Source organism: Proteiniclasticum sp., assembly GCF_032054185.1.
Lineage (GTDB): Bacteria > Bacillota > Clostridia > Clostridiales > Clostridiaceae > Proteiniclasticum.
Map to the genome: position 1 here is coordinate 20,708 of NZ_DAMBTF010000001.1, position 24,943 is coordinate 45,650.

General features: G+C 42.3%; 21 protein-coding genes. 6 read left to right on the plus strand and 15 right to left on the minus strand.

Going from position 1 to position 24,943, the window contains the following annotated elements; all coding sequences use genetic code 11:
• Positions 1–898: 898 nt before the first annotated feature.
• Positions 899–1,132, minus strand: coding sequence for a glutaredoxin domain-containing protein (locus RTX25_RS00105; RefSeq protein WP_312649200.1), 234 nt, complete (start codon positions 1,130–1,132; stop codon positions 899–901).
• A 184-nt stretch (positions 1,133–1,316) separates the two neighbouring features.
• On the opposite strand from RTX25_RS00105, the gene RTX25_RS00110 reads away from it, so the two are divergent.
• Together RTX25_RS00110 and RTX25_RS00115 are read left to right on the plus strand one after the other, a co-directional pair.
• Positions 1,317–2,291 carry a biotin--[acetyl-CoA-carboxylase] ligase gene (locus RTX25_RS00110; protein WP_312649202.1) on the plus strand — a complete coding sequence of 325 codons (975 nt, stop codon included), beginning with the start codon at positions 1,317–1,319 and terminating at the stop codon, positions 2,289–2,291.
• A complete protein-coding gene (locus tag RTX25_RS00115) occupies positions 2,291–2,866 on the plus strand; it encodes a biotin transporter BioY (RefSeq protein ID WP_312649204.1) in 576 nt (191 codons plus the stop codon). Before RTX25_RS00110 ends, RTX25_RS00115 begins: the two co-directional genes overlap by 1 nt.
• Before the next feature lie 81 nt (positions 2,867–2,947).
• On the opposite strand, the gene RTX25_RS00120 is transcribed toward RTX25_RS00115, so the two are convergent.
• The 4 genes from RTX25_RS00120 to RTX25_RS00135 form a co-directional block, all read right to left on the minus strand.
• Positions 2,948–3,232: an ATP cone domain-containing protein gene (locus RTX25_RS00120; RefSeq protein ID WP_312649206.1), complete on the minus strand. Its 285-nt coding sequence runs from the start codon at positions 3,230–3,232 to the stop codon at positions 2,948–2,950.
• A gap of 194 nt (positions 3,233–3,426) precedes the next feature.
• On the minus strand, positions 3,427–7,497 hold the full coding sequence (locus tag RTX25_RS00125; RefSeq protein ID WP_312649208.1) for a Cna B-type domain-containing protein: 4,071 nt from the start codon (positions 7,495–7,497) through the stop codon (positions 3,427–3,429).
• 669 nt (positions 7,498–8,166) lie between these two features.
• Positions 8,167–10,554 (minus strand): VIT and VWA domain-containing protein, encoded by a 2,388-nt coding sequence (locus RTX25_RS00130; protein ID WP_312649210.1) that lies wholly within the window; start codon positions 10,552–10,554, stop codon positions 8,167–8,169.
• A 492-nt stretch (positions 10,555–11,046) separates the two neighbouring features.
• Positions 11,047–11,862, minus strand: a complete 816-nt coding sequence (locus tag RTX25_RS00135; RefSeq protein ID WP_312649212.1) for a hypothetical protein — start codon at positions 11,860–11,862, stop codon at positions 11,047–11,049.
• Between the two features lie 198 nt (positions 11,863–12,060).
• Between RTX25_RS00135 and RTX25_RS00140 the strand changes: the two genes are divergently transcribed.
• Positions 12,061–12,264, plus strand: coding sequence for a DUF6954 family protein (locus RTX25_RS00140; RefSeq protein WP_312649214.1), 204 nt, complete (start codon positions 12,061–12,063; stop codon positions 12,262–12,264).
• 295 nt (positions 12,265–12,559) lie between these two features.
• A complete protein-coding gene (locus tag RTX25_RS00145; protein ID WP_312649216.1) occupies positions 12,560–13,054 on the plus strand; it encodes a hypothetical protein in 495 nt (164 codons plus the stop codon).
• A 112-nt stretch (positions 13,055–13,166) separates the two neighbouring features.
• Here the strand turns inward: RTX25_RS00145 and RTX25_RS00150 are convergent, their stop codons facing one another.
• The 6 genes from RTX25_RS00150 to RTX25_RS00175 form a co-directional block, all read right to left on the minus strand.
• Entirely contained in the window at positions 13,167–14,522 is a 1,356-nt protein-coding gene (locus RTX25_RS00150) for an ATP-binding protein (protein WP_312649217.1), read from the minus strand.
• Between the two features lie 9 nt (positions 14,523–14,531).
• Positions 14,532–15,203, minus strand: a complete 672-nt coding sequence (locus RTX25_RS00155) for a response regulator transcription factor (protein WP_312649219.1) — start codon at positions 15,201–15,203, stop codon at positions 14,532–14,534.
• A 44-nt stretch (positions 15,204–15,247) separates the two neighbouring features.
• On the minus strand, positions 15,248–15,709 hold the full coding sequence (msrB, locus tag RTX25_RS00160) for a peptide-methionine (R)-S-oxide reductase MsrB (RefSeq protein WP_312649221.1): 462 nt from the start codon (positions 15,707–15,709) through the stop codon (positions 15,248–15,250).
• Entirely contained in the window at positions 15,672–16,037 is a 366-nt protein-coding gene (locus RTX25_RS00165) for a hypothetical protein (protein ID WP_312649223.1), read from the minus strand. The genes msrB and RTX25_RS00165 overlap by 38 nt, the downstream gene beginning before the upstream one ends.
• Before the next feature lie 81 nt (positions 16,038–16,118).
• A complete protein-coding gene (locus RTX25_RS00170) occupies positions 16,119–16,763 on the minus strand; it encodes a DNA alkylation repair protein (protein ID WP_312649225.1) in 645 nt (214 codons plus the stop codon).
• Between the two features lie 15 nt (positions 16,764–16,778).
• Positions 16,779–17,501, minus strand: coding sequence for a CPBP family intramembrane glutamic endopeptidase (locus tag RTX25_RS00175; protein WP_312649227.1), 723 nt, complete (start codon positions 17,499–17,501; stop codon positions 16,779–16,781).
• Positions 17,502–17,792: 291 nt separating this feature from the next.
• On the opposite strand from RTX25_RS00175, the gene RTX25_RS00180 reads away from it, so the two are divergent.
• Both RTX25_RS00180 and RTX25_RS00185 read left to right on the plus strand, forming a co-directional pair.
• On the plus strand, positions 17,793–18,293 hold the full coding sequence (locus RTX25_RS00180) for a GNAT family N-acetyltransferase (RefSeq protein WP_312649228.1): 501 nt from the start codon (positions 17,793–17,795) through the stop codon (positions 18,291–18,293).
• 70 nt (positions 18,294–18,363) lie between these two features.
• A complete protein-coding gene (locus tag RTX25_RS00185) occupies positions 18,364–19,023 on the plus strand; it encodes a DNA-3-methyladenine glycosylase 2 family protein (RefSeq protein ID WP_312649230.1) in 660 nt (219 codons plus the stop codon).
• A 99-nt stretch (positions 19,024–19,122) separates the two neighbouring features.
• Here RTX25_RS00185 and RTX25_RS00190 read toward each other — a convergent pair whose 3' ends face one another.
• From RTX25_RS00190 to RTX25_RS00205, 4 genes are all read right to left on the minus strand, one after another.
• On the minus strand, positions 19,123–19,683 hold the full coding sequence (locus RTX25_RS00190) for a hypothetical protein (RefSeq protein ID WP_312649232.1): 561 nt from the start codon (positions 19,681–19,683) through the stop codon (positions 19,123–19,125).
• Between the two features lie 127 nt (positions 19,684–19,810).
• Complete coding sequence (locus RTX25_RS00195; RefSeq protein WP_312649234.1) at positions 19,811–20,632, minus strand: MBL fold metallo-hydrolase; 822 nt, start codon at positions 20,630–20,632, stop codon at positions 19,811–19,813.
• A 228-nt stretch (positions 20,633–20,860) separates the two neighbouring features.
• Entirely contained in the window at positions 20,861–22,669 is a 1,809-nt protein-coding gene (locus RTX25_RS00200) for an ABC transporter ATP-binding protein (RefSeq protein ID WP_312649236.1), read from the minus strand.
• A 30-nt stretch (positions 22,670–22,699) separates the two neighbouring features.
• Positions 22,700–24,442: an ABC transporter ATP-binding protein gene (locus RTX25_RS00205; RefSeq protein ID WP_312649238.1), complete on the minus strand. Its 1,743-nt coding sequence runs from the start codon at positions 24,440–24,442 to the stop codon at positions 22,700–22,702.
• Between the last annotated feature and the right edge of the window lie 501 nt (positions 24,443–24,943).

Below are 24,943 nucleotides of genomic sequence, written 5' to 3' on the forward strand. Positions count from 1 at the left end.
AACATGTACGATTATAGCATAGTCGTTTAAATAAATATACATATCGGTGAATTTTATTTCAAATGAAACAATTCAACGGAATTCACTTTAAATTTGAAAATTACAAGCGTTTACACCTGATATATTCACAATATAATGCAATATTTGATAGTATTACGCTTTCAGCCGGTATTTTAATCACACCGTTATTTTGTATATACAAGATTTTATGCACAATTAATGCATGAGTTGCTTTTTATAACGGTTCTTCCCTCATACCGCTTCTCATTCAGGCAGTATGATGCTCAGAAGCAGATAGACATCATTCGATAGCCTTAAATGGATAGACTTAAATGGATAGACTTAAATGGATAGAGTTCAATAATCAGAAATAAGCAGATAATCAATCAGACTACAGAGACGGTGAAGTAGACAACGAATCAGTTAAAATCAAGCCAAAAATAATACACCTGCCGCAGTCTGCTGTTTCCAGATACCGCGAAGGTGTATTATTTTTATGGTGATTCAAGAAAGAAAAGCTCAGACCATGAGACACCACAATCCGAGAAAGATGTCTGTAGAAACAACATAAAGCTTTAACAATACCGGTGCTACTGACTCATGACTCTTCATGAATACACAAATGATGTTTACCATGAGATTAGGATCATCCTGCTTTTGTCATACATTCTGCCTAAACTGATATCACAGGGTTCACACCTTATTGTTAAAATTTTATCCAAGGTCTATGTTACATCACACTCCCAGTCGAGTCAAGGTTATTCAGGATACAAATTCCTTATTTTTAAAAAAATTATGAGATTTACACTGTCCGTACAACTAACTGGACAATATGTGTATCATTTTGGCCACATGAAAAAGAGACCTTCTTAGAGGTCTCAGGGTTCAGGTATCGGTTTTATAGATCCAGAAGGCTGTTTATGCGCGACTGATCGAATCCGATGATGACACTCCCGTTGATATCGATCACAGGTACACCCATCTGTCTGGATTTTGCGATCATTTCATCGGCAGCTTCTCTATCTCTTGAAACATCCTTTTCCACATAGGAAATTCTGTTCTGATCAAAATAGGATTTTGCTCTGTGACACCATATGCAGGATGGCGTAGTGTATAGGGTTATCTGATTCATTTTTAAGTTCACCTTCTATAATTTTTTCCGGGTTTCATACCCCTATAGGGTATATTATCAGAAACCCTGCTGCTTGTCAATCTCTGTCACCCTGTTTTCAATTTTGGGTTGACTCAAAAGAGAAAGGTTACTATACTGATAAAGGCGGAGCATATCACACTCGTCAAGGAAGGAGCAATGACTTTTGAGCAGAGAACTTTTACTGAAGATACTGGAAGAGAATAAAGGCAGCATCATATCCGGCAACGTTCTGGCGGATCGTCTCAGTATTTCAAGAAACGCCGTCTGGAAAGCCGTACATGCACTGAAGGAAGAAGGATATGACATCCAATCGATAAAGAACAAAGGCTATCTTCTCTCTGTTTGGAGCGATGCACTGTCAGACAGTGAAATCCGTATGAATCTGAATGAGAATATGAAAAAAGATCTTAAGATCATCATCTTAAACGAAACCCCTTCCACAAACAGCTACATCAAGGAACATAAAGCTCTGGAAAACAACACCCTTGTTCTTGCAAAGACCCAGACAAAGGGTCGTGGAAGACTCGGAAAATCCTTTCATTCCCTAGATCAGGGTGGACTCTACATGTCCCTTCTGAAAACAGAGGACCTTTCAGAATATGATACCAGCCTCGCAACCCTCGCGGCAGCGCTTGCTGTTTCCGAAGTTCTTGACGAAGAACTGAATGAGTCTACACGAATCAAATGGGTCAACGACATTTATCATAACGGGTATAAGCTTTCCGGAATCCTTACCGAGGGTACCCTTGAGTTTGAGACAGGCGCATTAAGCGCTCTTGTCATCGGAATCGGTATCAACGTCAACACAGAAGCATTCCCTGAAGAAATCAGTGATATCGCCTCATCCCTTTATCAAGCAGCAGGGAAAAAGTTCGTGCGAAATGAGATCATCGCAAAAGTCATCAGCGCACTGGATAAATATCTTCTCATGACAAAGAAAGACCGCACTAGACTGATCGCTCTATATAAGGAAAAGATGCTTTATCTCGGTGAAGAGATTACCGTAAAAAGAGGAAACGAAGAGTTCTCCGCCTACATTAAAGATCTTAATGAACAGGGACATCTGATCCTAATGAGAAATAATGAAATCATGACACTGAACTCCGGAGAGATCAGCATCAGAAAGAGAGTAAAATAATGATCATGGAAGCCCGAAAGAAAAAAATATCCACACGAGACCTTGCAGTCATTCCCATTTTTTCCGTACTGACCGCTGTCGGTGCATTCATAAGGATTCCCATAGGGATTGTACCCGTCACACTGCAGACCGTCTTTGTCGTCATCTCTGCGCTTCTCCTTGGCAGGAAAGCCGCATACGCTCAGCTTATCTATGTACTCCTGGGTCTTCTTGGCTTGCCCATATTCACAGGTGGTGGTGGTATAGGATATATCCTTACACCAACCTTCGGGTACCTCATAGGGTTTATCCTTGCAGCACTTTCCATGGGAATTCTGAAGGACAGACTAAGGTCCGTAAGTCTTCTTAAACTGCTCGTCATCTCATTTATCGGTCTTCTCATCATCTACACATCAGGTGTCATCTATCTGTACCTGCTGAAGAACCTGATTTTATCCGGTTCTCCACTTGGTCTTAACCAGGCAATCCGCTTCGGCGCACTGATCTTCCTGCCCATGGACAGCATCTGGTGTGCTTTAGGCGCTCTTCTTTCACAGAGACTCCTGAAACACCCCTACTTTTCAAGAAAGAACTGAATAACTCATAAATAAAACACCCCTGAGAAAGCCGGCAGGCTTTCCCAGGGGTAATCTTATTCATATCGTTAAACTTCCTGATCAGCCCTCTTTTCTGTGTCTCAGCTGATAGATCTTCGCCACTTCATCGTAGCCGTTTTCCTCAAGAGTATCCAGAACCGCATGATAAATATCTTCACCATAGAGCTCCGTACCGATGGTGATCAGCTTTGTAATCACTTCATCCGTGAGCATACCAAGGAGTGATGCGGAAAAACCGGTTTCGGAGACCTTGAAGCTGTCTTCTATTGAAGAGGTGAGGATATCCCTGTCAAACGCCTCCATTGTCTTGTCTTCTTTTATCACGATTACTTTAGCCATCTGCATTTCAACTTCATCTCCAACGCACTATATATTGTGCTTGTTCTATATCCATAGTACAACATATTGTGTGAATTGTAAACCAGATATCACGGGATCCACCACTCCTCACACGCTGAAAGACCAGCCCGGATGAACTTCATCCGAACCGGTCTCCCTTAACTTATCCTACGCTCAGCCTGCGCCAAGCCTATACGCTTCTATACTTTCTTTCTCTTCAGATTGAACAGTCCGAAAGCGACAGATGCCATACCGAACAGATAGAAGGCATTTCCGCCTGCTGATCCTGTCGAAGGCAGTGTAGGTCTCGTTGGTGTTACAGGTGTTTCCGGCAGCGGCTTTGGTGAAACATCATCGAATTCCAGGAATTCGTTTTCGATTTCAACTGTGACCACTTCGCCGTCTTTGAGCAGCATTGCCATGGTGGTTGTTTCCAGTTTCTTGTATCCAGTCGGTGGGGAAAGTTCCTTGATCCTGTATGCACCAAGCGGAAGCACCATTGTAATGGTTCCATCTACTCCGGTTGTAGCAGTCTTTAGAAGTTTACCCATAACATCGTAGATCTCGAAAACCGCACCAGGTAGCACTACATCACTCTTGTTCACTTTAAGAATCTTAAGTGTTGCTCTCTGCTGGTAATTATGGATGTTATATCCTGTTACATGAGCATCATAGAACAGGATTTCTTTCTCGGAAATGGTATAGACATAAGGCTTGCCCATTTCGTCGAATTTAGCCAGTTCTTTGAATTCATACAGCCATTTACCTGCTTCATTCGGTTTTACAACCATTTCCTTGAAGAGTTCTCCATTTCTGTGCAGGTGAACGGTAATTTCGGATGGTCTGTTCATTAGGTCATCCCATGTCTTTTCACCTGAGATCATCATGATCTCGACTCTTCTGTTTGCGATGTCATAACCGTCTTTCTTGATCATCTCATAACCTTCAACAGGTTCTTCCATGATGGTATAGACGATCAGCTTGTCCTCATCGTCATATTTAGGCATTTTACCGAAATCATAGAACCATTTTCCATCGACCGGCATAACCTTCTTTGTTTCCTTCAGCTCACCATTAGCCATAAGTTTGACCATGATGTGTAGAGGTCTTCCAGTTCCGTCATCCAGCCAGGTTTTTTCACCCTTGATTTCTTCCATTTCAGGTAGTTTGATGAGTTTGTTTGTTATGGTTAGTCCATCAACAGTTGCTTCATAACCTTCAGGTATATCTTTTTCTTCGACTGTGTACTTGATCGGTTTCCAGTCCCAACCGAAGATGAACACTTCAAGATGCTCACTCCATTCGCCTTCTTCTGTCAGCACGACATCCTTCACGAATTTTCCATTTCCATAAAGAGTGAAGGTCACTTCCTCTGGTCTGGCTTCGTTGTTGTTGTCGTCCCAGATCTTCTTCAGTTCGATGTGCTTCTTGTTTGTGAAGGTATTGATGATGGTGATTTCTGGACGCCATCCGTAATTCTTCTCCACTCTTGAGGCAGCCTCAAGCTTGTCGCTTAGATATTCGTATCTTGTGGTGTATCCTTCAACGTGCAGTTCATGAACTTCATATTCTATGAGCCCATCTGCATCGAATCCAGGTACCCATACCATGTCTGTCCAATTCTTCTTTTCGGTGAGCGTTCTTTCTTCCCCGAACGGTTTTCCATCCAGCATCAGCTGGTACTTCACCATATCCGGTCTCATGTTGTGATACTTTTCAGCAGCCCAGTCATGTTCCCAGATCTTCTTGACACTCAGCCATCTCCACTGCTGGTTGTAGATGTTGAATCCTTCAACCTTTGTGGTGTAGAATCTGACTTCCTCTTCTACCAGTTCATATGCGATCGGTTTGTCTTCTTCGTCGTATTTCGGATATTTTCCGAAGTCATACAGCCATCTGCCTGATTCATCAGGCATAACCTCAAGCTCTTTGACGAATTCGCCGTTAGCCATCAGTTTGACCATAACCGATTCAGGTCTGAACTTGCCGTTGTCCCACCAGAACTTCTCGCCTTTGACTTCGACCATTTCTATGAGTCTGTTTGTTATGGTCAGTCCGTCAACAGTTGCTTTATAGCCTTCAGGTACAACTTTTTCTTCGACTGTGTACTTGATCGGTTTCCAGTCCCAACCGAAGATGAACACTTCAAGATGCTCACTCCATTCGCCTTCTTCTGTCAGCACGACATCCTTCACGAATTTTCCATTTCCATAAAGAGTGAAGGTCACTTCCTCTGGTCTGGCTTCGTTGTTGTTGTCGTCCCAGATCTTCTTCAGTTCGATGTGCTTCTTGTTTGTGAAGGTATTGATGATGGTGATTTCTGGACGCCATCCGTAATTCTTCTCCACTCTTGAGGCAGCCTCAAGCTTGTCGCTTAGATATTCGTATCTTGTGGTGTATCCTTCAACGTGCAGTTCATGAACTTCATATTCTATGAGCCCATCTGCATCGAATCCAGGTACCCATACCATGTCTGTCCAATTCTTCTTTTCGGTGAGCGTTCTTTCTTCCCCGAACGGTTTTCCATCCAGCATCAGCTGGTACTTCACCATATCCGGTCTCATGTTGTGATACTTTTCAGCAGCCCAGTCATGTTCCCAGATCTTCTTGACACTCAGCCATCTCCACTGCTGGTTGTAGATGTTGAATCCTTCAACCTTTGTGGTGTAGAATCTGACTTCCTCTTCTACCAGTTCATATGCGATCGGTTTGTCTTCTTCGTCGTATTTCGGATATTTCCCGAAATCATACAGCCATCTGCCTGATTCATCAGGCAGAACCTCAAGCTCTTTGACGAATTCGCCGTTAGCCATCAGTTTGACCATTACGGATTCAGGTCTGAACCTGCCGTTGTCCCACCAGAACTTCTCACCCTTGACTTCGACCATTTCTATGAGTTTGTTTGTTATGGTCAGTCCGTCAACACGAGCTCGGTATCCTTCAGGAACATTTTCTTCACCAACTGTATAGACATATTCATTCCAGTCTCTGTCATAAATAAAGTCTGATACCACTGCTTTCCAGCCGTCTTTAGCAGAAATGTTGACCGTTTTACGGAACTTGTCATTCTGGTAAAGCTCGAACATGACCTTAGATGGTCTTTCAGGATTGTTGTTATCATCCCAGACCTTAGTCAGGGTGAGGTCTTTCTTATTGGTAAAGATGTTCATGATGATAAAATCCGCACATTTTTCATCATGTTCATGTTTTTCTTCTTTATACATCTTATCAATCTTGCAGAACTCGACTTTTGTTTTATATCCTTCAAGTTTCTGCTCGACTACGTCATATCTGATTTTGCCCCTTGAATCATATGCAGGCACTTCTATAAATTCTTTCCATCCCTTAGCTTCGGTTAAAGTTCTTTCTTCTCCAAAGAACCTTCCGTTAGCTTTAAGACGGTAGGTGACTGATTCCGGTCTGAAGTCATATTTTTCTTCAGGCTTTTCATCTCCGATCCAGACTTTCTTGACCGACAGATATCTCATCTGCTGATTTGTGATCGTCAGACCTTTTACAGTACTTCTGAATCCTTTAATAGGCATTTCCTGAATGCTGTAGGAGATGACGTGATCCCCGATTTTTACTGGAACAACCAGTTTCGTTTTCCAGTCTTTGGATGACAGGATCGGTAAAACACCAACCAGTTTTCCATCAGCATAAAGCTTGAATGCCACTGCTTTAGGAATTTCTTTTCTGTCAGCCATCCATACTTTGCTGATTTCGATAACGCCGAACTTGAAGTGCGGGAAACCTCCCCTGGCCGCTTCTGCTCCACCAAGAGCATCGGTAACCCATCCCAGTTCCGCATCATGTTCAGTTCCTTCTGCAGGTACATTTTCTCCCCACTTGTAGTCTCCTTCTAAATCTTCGAAGCTATTCACTTCCGCTTTTTCATCTGCAGGAGCTACAGCTGCTGATTTCATCGGTGCTTCGAGAGGTGGTTCATTCTGAGGTTCTGCAGTTTCCAGCTCTACAACAGGCGGATCTTCAACTGCAGGCACTTCAACTTTCTCTTCTTCTACTGCAGGTTCCACAACCGGAGCCACTTCCGGTTCCTTAGGATCTTCAGCAGGTACCGGTTCTTCCACAACAGGTTCAACCGCTTCAGGGTCAGGTGCAGGTGCCACTACTTCTGGTGCTACAACATTTTCCTCTGCTGGCGGTGCTGCTCCTTCAACTTCTTCCGCTTTGATCATGCCCCCTGGCATCACCATCAATATCGTCAGAAGAAGTCCTAGAACCAGTCTTATTTTTCTTTTTCCTTTCATTTTTTTACTCACCCTCCAATGCTTTTTCATAGAAATTAGCGATACAGCAACTGAAATCAAACAAATTGCGATAAACGATTAATCTTACTTCTGATTCGCCAGACATCTCTTAACACTACTACTGCGTTAACGAACGCTACGCTCACAACATCATTCTATTTCATTCGACATTTTATATCAACAGATTAAATATAAGTCAACTATTTGATATTAATAATCTCATAATTCGATACAGTTTGCGAAAACTCAACATCTTTTCTATAAATATTCTTTAAACATAATCCACAATGTTTAATCGTATATAATAAAAGAGCAAATATAATTTCTTCAGATCGCTAAAAAATCACAATGCGTCATATTTTGAAGATTTATGCATACTCGCGGTTGAAACTATGTCAAGACGTTAATTTTTTTCAAACACAAATAATCTGACCATCGATGAACTGAGTGATATCAATTGTATAATTCACTAAACCATTAGAACTGCAACCGTTTCCAAGGTTCATTGATTTGCAGGACGGGTGATTTATTTTGTTGCACTTTATTTATTTACGGATTGTAAGAAATACCCCTTTATATTTTGATAATTCCGTAAACAGGCAATGAATCTGTTTTGACCCATAAAAAAGACACCGGAATCCGAAGATCCGGTGTCTATAATCTGTTCTTTTAGAGTGCTTTGGCTATGGCGATATTTGCAATATTGGTAATGTTTGAGCGGATATCCATTTCGAAAATCTCATGAGCGTTCTCTACATAGGATTTGGAAATGTTCAGGGTTCCTGCTGTAATGAACTTCTTCTGAACAGGAGATGCCTTTGTAACAAGGTCTCCTACCTCTTCCAGAGATTCACGATATTTAAGATCCGATATCTTGCTCACCAGTTCAATATTGATGTCTCTCGTTCTTCCCTTGATGAGATTCTTCTTCTCCGCAAGATCATAAGCGACCCTCAGCAGCATATAATTTCTCTCTGTAATAAGCTTTTCATCTTCTCTTAATATATTCATGACATATCTTAGAGACTTGGATACGTTGTTCAGGTAGATGGCTGTAGTTTCTGAACCGACGAGGAATGCCAGAAGACTTCTCAGTGTCGTTTCCAGTATTCTTTCTGTCGTTTCTTCTCCAAGATCCAGGAACGAACCGTCAGCCTGCTGATTCTTTGCAAGTACTCTTAAGAGATTATCTCTGTCATATTTAATGGCCATCTTCGCTTCCTTATGGGTAAGACCGGTTGCAGCCATCTTCTCTCGGATATTGACATCAAAGCTGTATGCCGCTTCATCCAGGAAGTATCCTCTTGCAAGATTCTTCATGGTGGTTTCGGACATATCCATAGGGACGATCCGGTTCAGTCCGATACCCATGACAGGATCTTCGATGGTTTCAAGCATCATGAAGCTTGTTTCTGAAGATATGATGGAATTCGCCTTAGAGAGATCAAGAATTTCTTCCTTGATTTGTTCCTGTTCCACCCCTCTTGATGATCTTTCTTTTTCCACCAGGGACTCGATTCTTTTTCTCGCCCACACCTTCTGAATCAGTTTGGAGTTCTCTTCGATTTCCAGTTTGTCCAGATCGATGTGCATGGTATAATCCACTTCATCCACAACACCTTTAATATTGATGCTTCCACTTATGCTGCCTTCCACCTGAGCAAAGATCGTGAACGGTTCACGGTCATAAAGGTAGGTTATGGTACCCGGATAGGTCTTCTCGACAATCATATCGCCGAAGTCGATCTCTGTGACATCCAGCTGAGGATTATGGATTCTGTTGAACTGCCTTAGGATGATATCATCTATTCTTTCACCTTCATCGATGAACTCAGGTCTTCCATTGCCCACCTCTGCAAGCTTGTTGATGAAGAAGCTGTTTACCTCTGTATCGATACCGATGGGGAATATTCTGTTGTTGCCCACATTGGTTCGGACATACTCAAGAATCTCGTCCTCGTTCTCCACATAATCGTCGGTGAACAGGAAGATTGTGCTTTCCTCATCTTCTGATTCGGCTTCTCTTATGGCATCCTTAAGTGCATCAAAGGTCATGTCCCCTTCTCTGGTTTCAAGACTTTCGATCCACTCTGTTGCTGCCGCAAGATTTTCCTTTGTAAACTTCACCTTGCCGCCGCTGGAGAACTTATATACTTCCTCGTTATAAGCCACAAGATTGAACTTGTCGCCTTCCTCGAGACTTCTCAGTGCGATGAGCACCGCATTCTTCGCTTCTTCAAGCTTGAACCCGCCCATGGACACCGAAATATCGAGAATGAAGGAATAGTTTGTTGTATATTCCACAGGAATATCCGGTAAGATCGGAGCAAGCTTTAACATAAGGATGGATTTTTCCATCTCGTCTTCATAATAGCTGTAACCCATGCCCGCTGCAATCTGCGGGGATACTTCTCTCATGGTCAGTATAAAGTCGTGATCCAGCGTCTGGGATTTTGAAACGGTAACCTTAGATAAGGTGTCATCCTCCCTTTCCACACTGATCTTATGACTGGGTGATTTAAATTCCATTCGGGAATAGGACTCCACAAGAAGGGACAGATAGAAATCCACTTCCTCTGCGGTTTCCTCTTCATCGTCTTCATTATAATACACAGGATCGACAACCGACGGGATATACAGAGATAACGTATCATCCTCGTACGTCAGCTGATCCATATAGGTGATCCGAAGATTGACCTTTTCATTAGGCAGGATATTACCGATTGTTATGGTAAAATACTCATCGTCTTTCTGCTCAAGTGAAAGTGTGTTGATTCCCTCTTCTCTGCTTTCCTTAAGGGTAGTCAGAACCGACCCGCGATCTTCGATCATGGCTTTAAGGTTTCTTCCCCCTAAATTCACTTCAATTCCCGTGATCAGAGATGTGGTAGGAATCGGGAAACTGTATACACCCTCTATATTATCTTCAGTATTGTTTTTGTAGTCCTGGGATATGGTGTATTCTATATACTCTCCACAGATATTCCCGGTGACTTCAAGACGGTTTAGTTTCACCTGCTTGTTGTCTATTGTGGAAAGGCCGTATTTCTTCAACATTTATTGAACCTCCTTGAAAGGCAATCTATTATTTCTATTATAAGCTATGGAGGTATAAGGTTTAAAGGGGAAACTGCACTTTATTCATGACATTCGCGTAAACTTTACCCTCACTGCCCGCCTCCCTAAACTCCTTACTTTAGTTCCCGAGAAAAACCTCCTTGAGAACAGATAAGAGACCACCTGTGGCAGGTAGTCTCTTATCCTCTCATTTCCGAAAAAAATAAGTGCAGCAGCACTTATTCTATGGCCCGGCAGTAACGCCAGGCGCATAACTTTGAGACTACTTCGGCAATGGGGTTTCACATAAGTTATACGTTCGTAAAACTTGCCATCCCTCTTCATCTCACGGATGCCCTTAAGCACCACGTACTCAGTATATTAAAATCCAAAGTCAAAATCAACGACTAATCACAAAAATAACAAATCCTTAATAAATCGCATTAATCTAAATAATACTCATTTTCAGTGTGTTTCATGACAATACTAATTCTATCTTCTGTCCTCTATATTGATGACCTTTGTTTTGTGTTCATGATTTCTGATGTGCTTTTCACAATACTCATAATTGCCTTCGCATTTTGTGCAGTATCTGAATTCCATGTTCGGATCATCTCTCTCGGTAATGCCGCAGGTTGTACATTTATGAATTGTACTGATCTTTGAAGCGATTTTTGCAGATTCAATGTTTCTTCTCATCTGCTGAGTCTTCGTTTTTCTCTTTCTGTTCTTCATGAACGAAGGTCCGAAGAAAATCAGGAAGTTAAGCAGTGAGACGAGGATGATGATTCTGACAAGCCAGCCAGCTGTAATGAACTGAAATGCCACAGTTGCCGCATAGAGGAAGCCAAGATACTTGACCTTCACAGGCAGGACAAAGTAGATATTGACCTGACTTTCCGGGAAAGTTGTGGCGTAAGCTAGAAACAGCGTCATATTAAGATAGGTGGTTGTCGTATATCCCACAAAGAATCCCACGAGGATCGTAAAGAACAGCCCCATGAAATAGTAGGTGTTGAATCTTGTCGTACCCCATGCCATTTCCAGTGTTCTTCCTATGTAGTAGTAGAAAAACAGACTGATGATGACAAGAAAACTTCCCGATCCAGGAATAAAAATGAAGGTGATGACCCTCCAGATCTGCCCTTGCATGATCAGTTCTCTGTTGAACTGAAGAAGTCGTGACATCAGATTGCTTGATACCATATCCATGATGAACACGCCGAATGACCCCAGCATGATATATTTCATTAAGTCCTTTATCGCAAACTTAGCGACAAATCTGTCCAGTCTGTCTAAAAACCTCATTTAATCCATTCCCTTCGATTAGCTGTATTATTTTTTCTTTCAATAGTACTAATATAGTCGAGCAGTTTTAAATTCCCCTTAATACCTAGTCTATTTTATCATATTCTTATGTTTTTCTTTACGTTTAAGCATAAAAATGTTTTTTCCCTCAACATCTATTATAATCAAATAAAAGACCTTTGAAAGGATGATGAACTTATGAAAAGCACGAAATTCCTTGTTAATCTCCTTTTTACTGCAGTATTTCTTCTGATTACATTCTTTGGAATCGGACCTGTGCTTCTCGCAGACGGTTCAGACAAAGAGAGAATGCTCACTCTTCTTGTTGTACTTCTCATCTATGCAGTATGGTTTTATCTCTTCATGCTCTGGAGAAGAAAAAGCAGAACTCTTAGCGTATAACAGTCTTCCGGTGACGGGTCAATGTTGGATCCGTCATTCTTCATTAGAGGATTCTGCATCAAAAGAAAGAACTGCGTTTTCTCCCGCTCCTTACAGGCAATCTTAAGGAGATTTTCAAGAATAAACATGGAAAAACTAAGAAGAATGGGCTATACTTTTCTAGAATGTAAAAATCCGAAACCTGTTTGTATCAAGACTTCAGGATAAATGAGGATTCATATCATGGTTATCCGCTTTTAAGAGCGATAAACACATGATATAATGGAATATAGACATATTATTTGGAGGATAAAAAATGAAATACGTTTGGAAAACAATATGGTTCATCCAGGCATTGGCCACAAGACTCATTCCAATGATCTTGTTCATGATTGCACATGCCATCGGGGAAGTATACGTATATAACTGGGACCCCCTTCAACTTCTGGATTTTAAAAAAATACCCGCTCTCTTTGATTCCTATCTCTTCCTGTACACTGCACTGGGACTGATCATTGTGATTCTGTTCTTCATGAATCTCCCGATCATCGCACGTGTCATGACCGTAGGAATCCTTGCATCACAGGTTCTCTTCTTCCTACAGAGATGGGAAAACTACATCTACGGAACGACTGAAGTGGATCCATACTATGATTTCTACATGAGAATTCTCTTCTCCATCATTGCAGGATTTGTCCTTCAGGTCATGTGGCGAGTCATCAAGTCGAGCATGAAGAAGCTCATCTACATGATCACTGTCAGACATTCTTCGAAAAAACAGAGCATCAAGAAGGTGCCTGCTAAAAAGTGATCTTGATAAGTTAAGTCAAAGAGCCCTATCACAGGAGTGATAGAGGCTCTTTTAATCTGCTTGTATTTTAACGGACCATCACCTAATAACAGAGTGCCTAGTAGGTTCTCGGTCAGCTTTCAGAAGAAAGAGGGAATTTTGCGATCATGGTTGTGCCCATCCCCAGTGTGCTCTTTGCCTCAAGCGTTCCTCCATGAGTTTCAGCGATCCACTTGGCAATGGATAGACCAAGCCCTGAGCCAGCCTTGTTCTTGGTTCTTGCTTTGTCCGCAACATAAAACCTCTCAAAAATCCTGGCGAGATCCTCTTCTGCGATCCCTTCTCCGTCATCGATGACAAAAAGAGAATAGGACCCGTCTTCTTTTTCCGCCTTGAGGGTAATCCGTGCATCTTTTTTTGTGAACTTCACGCTGTTCTCTATGAAAATTCTGAGCAGCTGCTTGATCATTCTGCGATCCTGCGTCACGCTGAAGTCATCTGCGATGACGAGAAAATCCCGGCCCGAAACACTGAGCTCGGAATCCTTTGCGGTTTCTTCAAGAAGCTCACGAACACTGAAGGTGCTCATATCAAGCTTCATCTTTCTGTTCTCGCCTTTAGCGATGAAGAGAAGATTTTCAACCAGCATGCTCATGTTGTCTGTTTCAGCTCGGATGGCATCAATCGCTTCATCCAGAATTTCTTTATCGTCTTTTCCCCATCTCATTAGGAGATCATTGTATCCTTTGATTACTGTAAGCGGTGTTCTCAGTTCATGGGACGCGTCAGAGACAAATTTCGCCTGCTTCGAGTAGGCGTCATCCAGACGATCAAGAAGCCCGTTGAATGTCTGGGACAGCTCCTTGAGCTCATCCTGAACTTCAGGCTCTTCAAGTCTTGCATGGATATTGCCGGGCCCGATGGCTGCAGCAGATTTTGTCATACTGATGATGGGCGCAAAACTCTGTCTGGAGATGATATAACCCACCACATAGCTCACAAATATCCCAAGAAGAGATGCAATGATCAGCGTGACAAGTGTCACGGTATTCATGAAGGTGAATACGGACAGATCCTTAAGAACCAGAAGATCAACCACACCTTCTGCTCCAGCCACTTTCTTCCGTGATACGATCACCTTGTCCGACTCTTCGATGCCCGTTTCAAAAGACTTTAGAAGCGTCAGATCATCGCCATTTTCCTTAATGGAATAGTTATCGATGGAAGAAATGATGGCATCTCCGATTTCAAGGCGCACAAAAAAGGGAGAAACTGCGCCATAGCGTTGTAGACTCTCCCCTGTAAATACAGTTCCGCTCAGAATCTCTTCTTCCAGTGTCTCAAGAAGCACTTCCACTTCATTTTTCGCACTCAGTCTGTTGTAGAACTGTGTACTCAGAAAGACAGCGAGATTGATGATGAGAAGGATGCTCGTGAAGATCAGCGCATAATTCCAGGTGATCTTCGTGGATAATTTCAGTCTTTTCATATCTCTCTCCTACCTGATGATATATCCTGCTCCTCTTACGGTGTGGATCAGCTTGTCCTCGTATCCGTCATCAAGCTTGCTTCGTAAAAATCGGATATAGACATCCACCACGTTGGTCTCCCCTTCAAAATCAAACCCCCAGACATTATTGAGAATCTTTTCTCTTGTCAGGACAATGCCCTGGTTTTCAAGAAGATAAGCCAGAAGATCAAACTCTTTCTTGGTCAGTTCCTTCTTCTCTCCGTCACGATAGACCTCATAGGTGTCACGATTGAGGGTAAGCTCCTTGAACTGAAGAAGCTTTGTCTCTTCTTCCTTAGGTTCATTCTTTCTGAACAGCGCACGTAGTCGTGCAAGGAGCTCTTCCATTTCAAACGGTTTGGTCATATACTCATCCGCTCCGATATCAAAGCCCTTCACCTTGTCTTCCAGTCCGTCTCTTGCTGTAATCATAATGATCGGAATATCCGTAAATGTCCTTGCACGCCTGGTCACTTCAACCCCATCTACGATGGGAATCATAAGGTCCAGCAGCATGACATCATATTTCTTGTTCATGAGATTCATGAGCGCACTTTGTCCATCTGAAACGATGTCCACCTGATAGCCCTCATGACTCAGTTCCAGCTCCATAAACCTGGCCAGTCTTCTTTCATCTTCAACGATGAGTATGTTCTTCACCTTTTCCACCTCACTATATGTCGATCTTCCTTGGCTTGCTCTATCTATTCCTCGTCATCGAAAAGGCTGAGATACTCCTCATAACCTTCCTCTATAAGTTTATCTTTCGGTATGAAATGCATTGCCGCTGAATTGATGCAGTAGCGAAGGCCGCCCTTGTCCTTAGGACCATCGGTAAACACATGACCTAGATGAGAATCGGATGTCTTGCTCCTCACTTCTATTCTGTGCATGCCGAAATCAAAGTCCGCCTTTTCTTTGACGATGCGTTTTTCTATGGGCTTTGTAAAACTCGGCCATCCGCACCCCGCATCATACTTATCAAGACTTGAAAACAGAGGCTCCCCTGTATAAAGATCCACATAAATGCCAGGATTGAAATTCTGATCATATTCATTTCGATGTGGCATCTCCGTTGCATTTTCCTTGGTCACTTTAATCTGAAGATCTGTAAGTTCCTTTTTTACATCATCTTCGTCCCGGGTAATATACTCCCTTCTTTTCATCTTTCGGTACAACTCCCATCAGCTCAAGGATGAGCCGTATATTTTTATTGTTTTTTCCCCAGTCATGCACGGTTTTTTCAACCTTCGATGCCGAGACCATGGAAATTTTTGTTTTTCCCTCTTCAAGCTTCTCCAGCCTGATGTCCATATATTCTCCATTTGAGACCATACTCTTTTTAAAGAATATCCTGAAGATACCTTCTTCCTCAGTCAGTTCCCGATTTTCCATGACGGTTTCATTTTTCTTTCTGAAATCATTTTCAATAAGTGCAAACGCCTTGCTGATTTCCACATCTACGGTGATCTCTTTTTCCTTAACAACTGCCATAATCTTCCTCCATGTCAATAACCCTGATTTTTTAATATTCATTATGTTCTGATGTTTTACCGTTAATTCTATTTTACCATATTATAGATATTTACTGCATTCTCTGACAGATAGTGTTGAAAGTTCATGTTCTTTCAGAAACTGGCGTACAAACTCCGGTTTTGTCTTGGAATATTCTCTGAGTACCCATCCTATGGCTTTATCCACAAAAAACTCTCTGGTATGTGCATTGTTCGTAATGGCTTCAGTAAGATGTGCTTCATCCATCTTCTCTTTGTATTTCAGCTGAAAAAGGATGGATATCCTTTTCTGCCATATACTTTCTTCATCAATCAGCTTTCTCATGCTCTCTTTCACCCTTATGTCCTTTAAAGCCATAGGTCCGAAGATGCTCGGCGCAAAGCTGTCTATGGTATCCCACCAGGGATCGGTGAGCGCAAGCTCAAGCAGTACCGGAAGATCGTCATAGGAGAGATCGTCCACAAATTTTTCCAGAAGACTCAGTGCACAGTATCGCATTTCACGTTCTTTTTCCTCGTACAGACTTCTGACATCATCCAGTGAGAAAGCGCTATAGGATTTATAGAAATCTTTCATGATTTCTCTTCTTTCCGGTGTCTTTATGCCCAAAAATGGAAACTGATTTCTCATATATTTTTCCATGAAAAAACGGTTTTCCTCATTTCTGTTATCGCGAAGTATCTTTTTAAGTTCATCGATGGTCATGATAAGACCTCCTCATCAGCTAAGAAACGGAAGATTGATGATGCCGAACATCTGAAGCCCGATGGTGTTGATGGCAAAGTTTGCAAACATATGGACCATGTAGCTGTTGTAGATGTTGTCGTTTCTTTCGTTAAGAAAGTTGAAGAACATTCCGGCCAGGAAAAGACCCAGAAGTCCGAGGAATGTCAGAAGAGGGTTCACCCAGCCGTCGATAATAGAAAAATGATAAACGGCAAAAGCGAAGGAGCTCACTCCATAGGCATAAACCCTTCCTATTCTTTTCTTCAGCTTAAGAAACGCGAATCCCCTGAAGAAAAATTCTTCAAGAAGAGAATTGATGAATGATATGTATATGGCGATTACGATAAAATTCTCTTTCGTGATCATCATATTCGCCGCCATTGTGCTTTCTATGGTTGAAAGGTCAATGTAGTCTCTGATGAGGATATAGAGAAGAATGAGGGATACATAGACCACAATTCCCAAAATCAGCGATTTTTTCAGACTGTCATCACCCTTGGTTCTTCTGAAAATCGAAAATAGATCAAACCTTGGTACAAAGAGTGCGTAAAACACCGGTAGAACGAAAAATAGCAGAATTTTGATGCCTGACCGTTCTCCATAACTGAAATGATGCTGTGCATCCATATAATAAGTCAGTATACATCCAATTGCTATGAGGGCTAAATGAATCCCCTTGTGCTTTCTCGTCTCCCTGGCTATAAAAATCTCTCTCACCTGTCTACCTCACTTCTCGATATGTCTCATCATGTCAATAATGGACCATAATACTCTATATTCTTTATTCTCTATAGACGGATAAAACCCTTTATTTTTGTAAATATATAAGTGATTATTATGAATATCTTATATATTTAGGTTTCTATTACAGAACTGATGATGATGCATTTGCCGAATTTTGCTATAATTAAAACACAACCGTTTATGATGGTTCTTCATAATCGAGCTTAAACTTTTTACTTTTATTGCCGTAAATGTTTACTGTAATATTGCGCATTGGAGGATGAGATGAACATTTTCAGACCCGCGGTTTTGGCCGATGCACGCATCTTAGCTTTATTGAGAAGAACAGTCTGGGATGAGACTTATAGAGGTGTATATCCTGACGATCTGATTGATCAGTTCGATTTTGACTTCCATACCGATAAGGTTGCCAAGGAGATTAATCATCCTGATCATTATGTGTATATCATCGAAGTGAGGGGCGAGAAAGCAGGGTATTTCACTTTCAGTGAATCACATACTCCGGATGAGAACAGATACGAATTACACCTGAACTCTCTGTATGTTCTTTCCAGATATCAGAGAATGGGTATAGGCAGAACGGTTATATCGTTTATCAGACAGTATTGTACAGAAAGAAACTTCAAAAGTTTCTATAATTCGTGCAATACACATAACAAGGAAGCCATAAAATTCTATACGAGAATGGGCGGTCGTCTATTTCATGAAGATTCCGGGCACAAAGAAAAAATTGAAGACCAGAGTTATTTTGAGTATGACATTTAACGACTTGCAGATTAAAGTAAGATTAAAGTGCCGAATATCCGCTTCAGTATACAGTAGAAAGGAGAAACTCATGCCTTATCTTAAGTTTACAGACGATGAATATCAGGGTCTAAGAAGAAAAGACAGGAAGCTCGCAAGAGCAATGGACATCCTGCCTATGTATGAGAGAGAAATCGATCCGGATATCTTCAGAAGCCTGATCAGTAACATAGTAGGTCAGCAGATTTCCATGAAAGCATTCGATACCGTCTGGAAGAGGTTCCTTGATCATTTCGGTGAGATTTCTCCCGAAAAGATATATGCCGCACCCCTTGGAGAAATACAGAGCCTTGGCATCAGCATGCGAAAAGCGGTCTATATCCATAAGACAGCAGAGAAAGTCCATAATGGATTCCTTAATCTAGAAGCCCTGTGGACAATGACAGATAAAGAAGTGGCAGAAATCCTTGTGACTTTAGACGGCATCGGTCCCTGGACCGCAGAGATGATCATGATCTTCACCATGGGCAGAAAAGACATCATGAGCTTCGGTGATCTCGCCATAAAGAGAGGTCTTACGCTCCTCTATGGACATAAGGAAATTTCAAGAGAGATTTTTGAAAAGTACAGAAGGCGCTTCTCTCCTTATGGAACTCTCGCATCGCTTTATCTCTGGGAAATCTCTTCTGGTCTTTATGATCTGAGTCCGATCCAGTCTCCAAAGAAAACTGGAGAAAAGGAAGAGATCTAGATAAAAATCACAAAAAGCTTTGAACAGACAGGATATTTTCCTTACTGTTCAAAGCTTTTAAATTTGCTTTTTCTCTTCTCAGTTAGCTGATTCAGTCAGTTATTTCTTCTGCCCATCCAGCCAGGCGTGATACTCGGAAATGGTATACTCATCTGTTATAGTGATTTCCCATTTGCCCTTATCTTTCGTAAGGTATAATTCCATGAGAAATTCACCTCCTGACTCCCCAAAACCCTCAGTGACATAAAGATTTGAACCGTGAACCAGAAGAACGACCTCATCACTGCTTATCTCTCTGACCTTAAGCCGGTCATACTGTTCAATCTTGTAGTTTGCATCAATCAGAATAATCCCTTCACTGTAGCTATTCAGTTCATTTTCTTCGATGTTGATTCCTTCTTCAATACTGATATTCTCTGAAAGAGACGGATACCGATCATGGAGAACATCAATGTCGCGTTTTATGACCGACTGGGTACGATAGTGGAAATACTCGGTAAGGACCTCATGATAGACTGTCCATTCTGAGGGTTCAGGTTCAATAAACCCCTCATCTATCTTCAGAGTATCTGTCCGATTTTCTGACTGCATTTTAGCTGCACTGCAGCCTGCTGCAAAGATCAGGCACGCAGAGAACAAAGTTACAAGCAATTTCTTCATTTCCACCCTCCCTTTCATCATATTGCGTTTTCTCTTCCTGGTTCTTATTCTGACCGATAAGGGTGAGGTTTTTGTGACATTTTCATGACATCCTACGCATAAAATTTATAAACGATACCTTCATGAATCAGATTTCAAGCTCAGTACCTGTTACGATATAGTGAACCTTATCATCCATCACTTTATTAAGCTTTCTGAACATCTTCTGTCCTGTACAGTGACAGGTATGGTAAGTTGAACCGCTTTCCATCAGTCTTTCTCCGAGACGATAAACGTAGGTTTCATCAAAGCTGATCTTTGACGGTTTTTTGATGTGAAAGCCGCCGATGACATGATCGGGATACTTCCCTTTAATCTCCCTGACCTTTTCCACGATGTTCACGATACCCCTATGTCCGCACCCGCTGAAGAGATAAAGCTTCCCCTCTTCCTCAATCAGAAGGCTCTGTTCATGTGCGAAATCATCAGGTACTTCCACCCCGTCTTTATTCCTGTACATGGTTTCATTACCGGGAGGTACAAGTTCATTCCCGGTAATATCCGAGATCACTGTAAGATGATCGTCGATTTCCGTGATTCCTTCAATGGTCACGATTCTCTGGCTGGACTTTATTTCTTCGGGAATACCGATGTCTTTCATTACCCCATCCTCCTGCCTCGAATAGAAAGTGCCGATTGCGCCGGGATGAACGTAGATCTTGGCTTTTTCATTCACCTCAAGAAATGATGGAATTCCTCCTCCATGATCCTTATGTCCATGGGAAAGAAATGCGATATTCACATCTTCTACAGAAACTTCAAGCTTTTCCGCATTTCGAAGATAGCCATCATCAGGTCCGAAATCAAAAAGAATTCTGTGACTCCCTGTTTCGATGTACAGGCATAATCCATGGGCAGCAGTAAACTTCTGGTTCAGAAGATCATTCTCGATCAGAACTGTTATTTTCATCTCGCTCATCCTTTCACTTCCATTTTGAGCATTATATTCATGCTCGCTTTATGCTCATCACCTATATGATAACGTAAGTATACCCCAGTTTCAGCCTAGGATGAAACTGGGGTATGAATATTGTTCTCCCGAATCTCCTTCAGGATGTTTAAGTCTTATGGCTGATTTTTACTTACTGGCACGAAGGTGGGCAGTTACCCGCTCTTTCCTTCTGGGTTCACTAATAGATTAACCGACTTGTTTTGCCTTACCTTTTAGCACATCCATACCCACTTCATCAATGAACTGATTGGTATAGAGCTCGTAGTAATGTCCTTTCTTCCTCAGAAGTTCATCATGGGTTCCCTGTTCGAGGATTTCCCCCTTATCGATGACAAGGATTCTGTCTGCGCTTCTTATGGTTGAGAGTCTATGTGCAACGATAAAGCTCGTTCTGTGGTGAAGGACTTCTTCGATGGCTCTCTGGATCTTCGCCTCTGATTCCGTATCGATGGACGATGTCGCCTCATCAAGGAAAAACAGGCTCGGCTTTCCGATGATTGCTCTGGCAAAAGATACCAGCTGCTTTTCTCCTGTGGAGAGCATTCCGCCGCCTTCACCGACTTCTGTATCATAGCCCTGTTCCAGTCTCATGATAAAGTCATGAGCACGAACGACCTTGGCTGCTTCAATAATTTCCTCGTCTGTTGCATCAAGCTTGCCGTAACGGATATTCTCCCTAATCGTTCCACTGAAAAGATGGGGTGACTGGAGGACATATCCGATATTGGAGTGAAGCCACTTCTGAGGCTTTTTCTGATAATCGATGCCATCGATGAGGATCCTTCCTGCTGAAGGCTCATAGAACCTGCAGGCGAGATTCACGATGGTACTCTTACCTGATCCGGTTTCTCCCACCAGTGCGATGGTTTCTCCGGCTTTGACCTTAAGATTGAAATCTTTGAGAATATATTCGCCTTCCTTATAATAGAAGCTGACGTTTTCAAAGGTGACGTCACCTCTGATTCTGCCGTAATCCTCTTTTTCCTCAACCTGATCGTCTACGATTTCCTCTTTTTCGTTGAGGAGTCCCATGACTCTTTCACACGCCGCCTGGGCACTGATCATTTCAGTATAGATCCTCGCCAGTTCAAGAACCGGATCAAAGAACTGCCTTGCGTAGGTGATGAAGAGCACAAGTGTACCGTAGGTCAGGAAATTGTCCATCAGCATATTGCTACCGTAAAATAGTGTCAGCACTGTACCTACTGCTGAGATAAACAGTGTCAGCGGCAGATATCCTGCTGAAAGTGTTGCCGCTCTGATTGAAGTTCTTTTCATATCGTGTGTGGTTTCACCAAACTCTTCTATGTTCAGTTCTTCTCTTACGAGAGTCTTCGTTGTCTTTGCTCCGACGATACCGTCATTGAAGAGCCCTGTAATCTTTGAATTGATCTTTCTCACATTTCTGTAGGATACCAGCATCTTCTTTTCAAAGAATACACTGATGATTCCAAGTACAGGCACGGTGAGGAGTGTGACAAGCGCCAGCTGCCAGTTGATGATGAGCATGACGACGGATACGCCAAGCATCATCGCTGCGCCCCACACCATGTCCACCACGCCCCACGCGACGGTTTCCGCGATTTTCTGCGCATCTGATGTGGTTCTTGCGATCATCCATCCAACAGCATTCTTATCATAGTAGCTGAAGGACAGTTTCTGCAGCTTCTCGAAGCTGTCTTTTCTCATTTTGTACTGTATGCCCATTTCAATCTTACCGGCATGCCGGATGAAAAGAAATACAACAAGCCCCAGTGCAAGTGCAAGGATTCCATAGAGGATGCCCACACCCACAAGTCCGTTATAATCTCCTTCTGCCACATAATTGTCGATGGCATATCTTGTGATCAGCGGAAAGGCGATATCTGTCGCCGCAAGGGCGATCATAAACCCGCACAGGATGAGAAAGTCTTTTTTGAAGACGCTGAAATATCGGAACATTTCCTTCCATATCCGTTTGTCTACTTTAAGTTTCATTTCCTTTTGTTCTTCCATTGTTAAATCCCTCCTGGTGACACCTGATCACTAGACAACCATCTGCTGCAGATCCCAGATTCTCTTATAGAGTCCTTCCTCACGGATCAGCTCCTCATGAGTTCCCATCTGTACGATGCGTCCCTCATCAAGAACGATGATGTTATCCGCTTCGGCAAGGGTTGCAATTCTATGGCTGATGATCAGTGTCGTGATGTCTTTACTTCTGTCTTTGAGTGCATTTCTGATTCGCATATCGGTTTCGGTATCCACAGCGCTTAAGGAGTCATCAAAGATCAGAATTTTCTTTTCTTCATCGATGATGGTTCTCGCTATGGCGATACGCTGCTTCTGTCCACCGGAAAGAGATACACCCTTTTCTCCGATGATCGTGTCATAACCTTCCTTGAAGGTCAGAATATTACTGTGTATGGATGCCGCTTTAGCTGCATCGAAGATTTCTTTTTCCTTATATCCACGTTTGGTGATTCCGATATTTTCCTTAACGGTCTTGGCGTAGAGATGCGGTTCCTGGAGTACCAGTCCGATCTTTTTTCTGATCCAGGACCGTCTGATGTTCTTCAGCTCATGTCCGTCAACCTTTATGCTGCCTTCATAGTCGTATAGTCTCTGCAGAAGATGCACAAGGGTCGATTTTCCCGAACCGGTGGAGCCGAGGATACCCAGAGTACTGCCAAGAGGCAGCTCAAAACTTACATTCTTCAGCACCTTCTGATGCTCGTCGTATCCGAAGGAAACATTGTCAAAAACGATGCTTCCATAAATCTCAGGCTCGATTTCATCAGGTGTATCCACCTCGATTTCCTCATGGAGAATCTCTTCGATACGGTCGATGGCAACTGTCGTCTTACCGAACTCACTGAGGAGTCTGCCCAGCTGTTTTACAGGCCAGAGCAGCATGGACACGTAAGTGATGAAGGCTGCAAGTGTACCGATGGTGAGTTCACCTCGTATGACCATACCTGCACCGACGACTAGGACGATTCCGTTCTGGATCAATGTCAGAAAGTCTGACAGAGACCAGAAAACTGCAAGGATTTCGATGAGTTTATAGGTGATTTCCTTGTGTGTGCGGTTCACCTCCTCAAACCGCTTTATTTCATAATCTTCTCTTCCGAACGCTCTGACGACTCGGACTCCGGAAAGATTTTCCTGAAGCACGGTTGTCAGTGTCCCTTCCGCTTCATCCGACTTTTTGAAGGTCTTCTGGATCTTCGTGAAGAATACCCAGCTGAAGACGAAGAGTACAGGGATCATGATCATGGAATAGAGTGTCAGCTGAAGATTCATGGTTCCCATGATGATCAGTGTAAAAATGATCATAAACAGGATTCTGCCAAGGTCCACAACCTGCACCCCTAAAAACCTTCTGATGGTTTCCACATCGGATGTGCATCTCTGGATCATGTCTCCGGTTTCTTTTCTTGTATGCCGTTCAAAAGTCATGAACTGAATCTGTCTGTAGAGCTTTTCTCTGATGTTCTTGGCGATGTTCTCTGCAGCATAGCTTGAGAGATAACCTTTAAGAAACATGAAAATTCCTCTTAAGAGACTCATGATGACGATGATGAGTACGACTCCGCCAAGACTCTTGCCGAATGCATCCATAAGGAACTGCAGGTTTCCGGCGGGGACATCTCCTACAACAGAGTCGATGGCATATTTAATAAGAATCGGCACTGCCAGCTGCATGACTGTGGCCAGTATAATTGCGATAATCGCCAGGGAGAACGCACCCCCGTAGCCTTTAAGATAACTCAGTACTTTTTTCATGTGTGTCACGACCTTTCAATTCTGTCTGTATACTTTTCCTTCTTCGCGCAATCAAAAAACACGCAGTACCTGCGTGTTTTGCTCATGAACAAGGGATCCGCTTGCCCAATAATCTCACTATGTGAAATGTATGAAAATTCAAACAAATAATCATACAACAAAACCACAGGTCGCAACCTGTGGTTTCTCAAAATCCATACGCTTTTATTACAAAGGTTATACGGTGAGTACCTTATCCAGGTTACAATCTTCTTCTATTATCATATCTTTAAAACTAGGCGCAGAAATAGCGTCGAAATCATAAAGTGCACTTATTCTTGAAATAACTGTATTGCTCTTCATCATCTGCTTGTAACCTCCTTTGTAAAATGTGACTACAAAACGATTCGCCTTGTAACCTCTTCAATAATAAACTAATCTTTTAGGCTTGACAACCCCCAAAAAAGAATTTTCTAAGTTTTTCCACAATATTCATATTTTTTTCTCAGATTATTAAGTCAT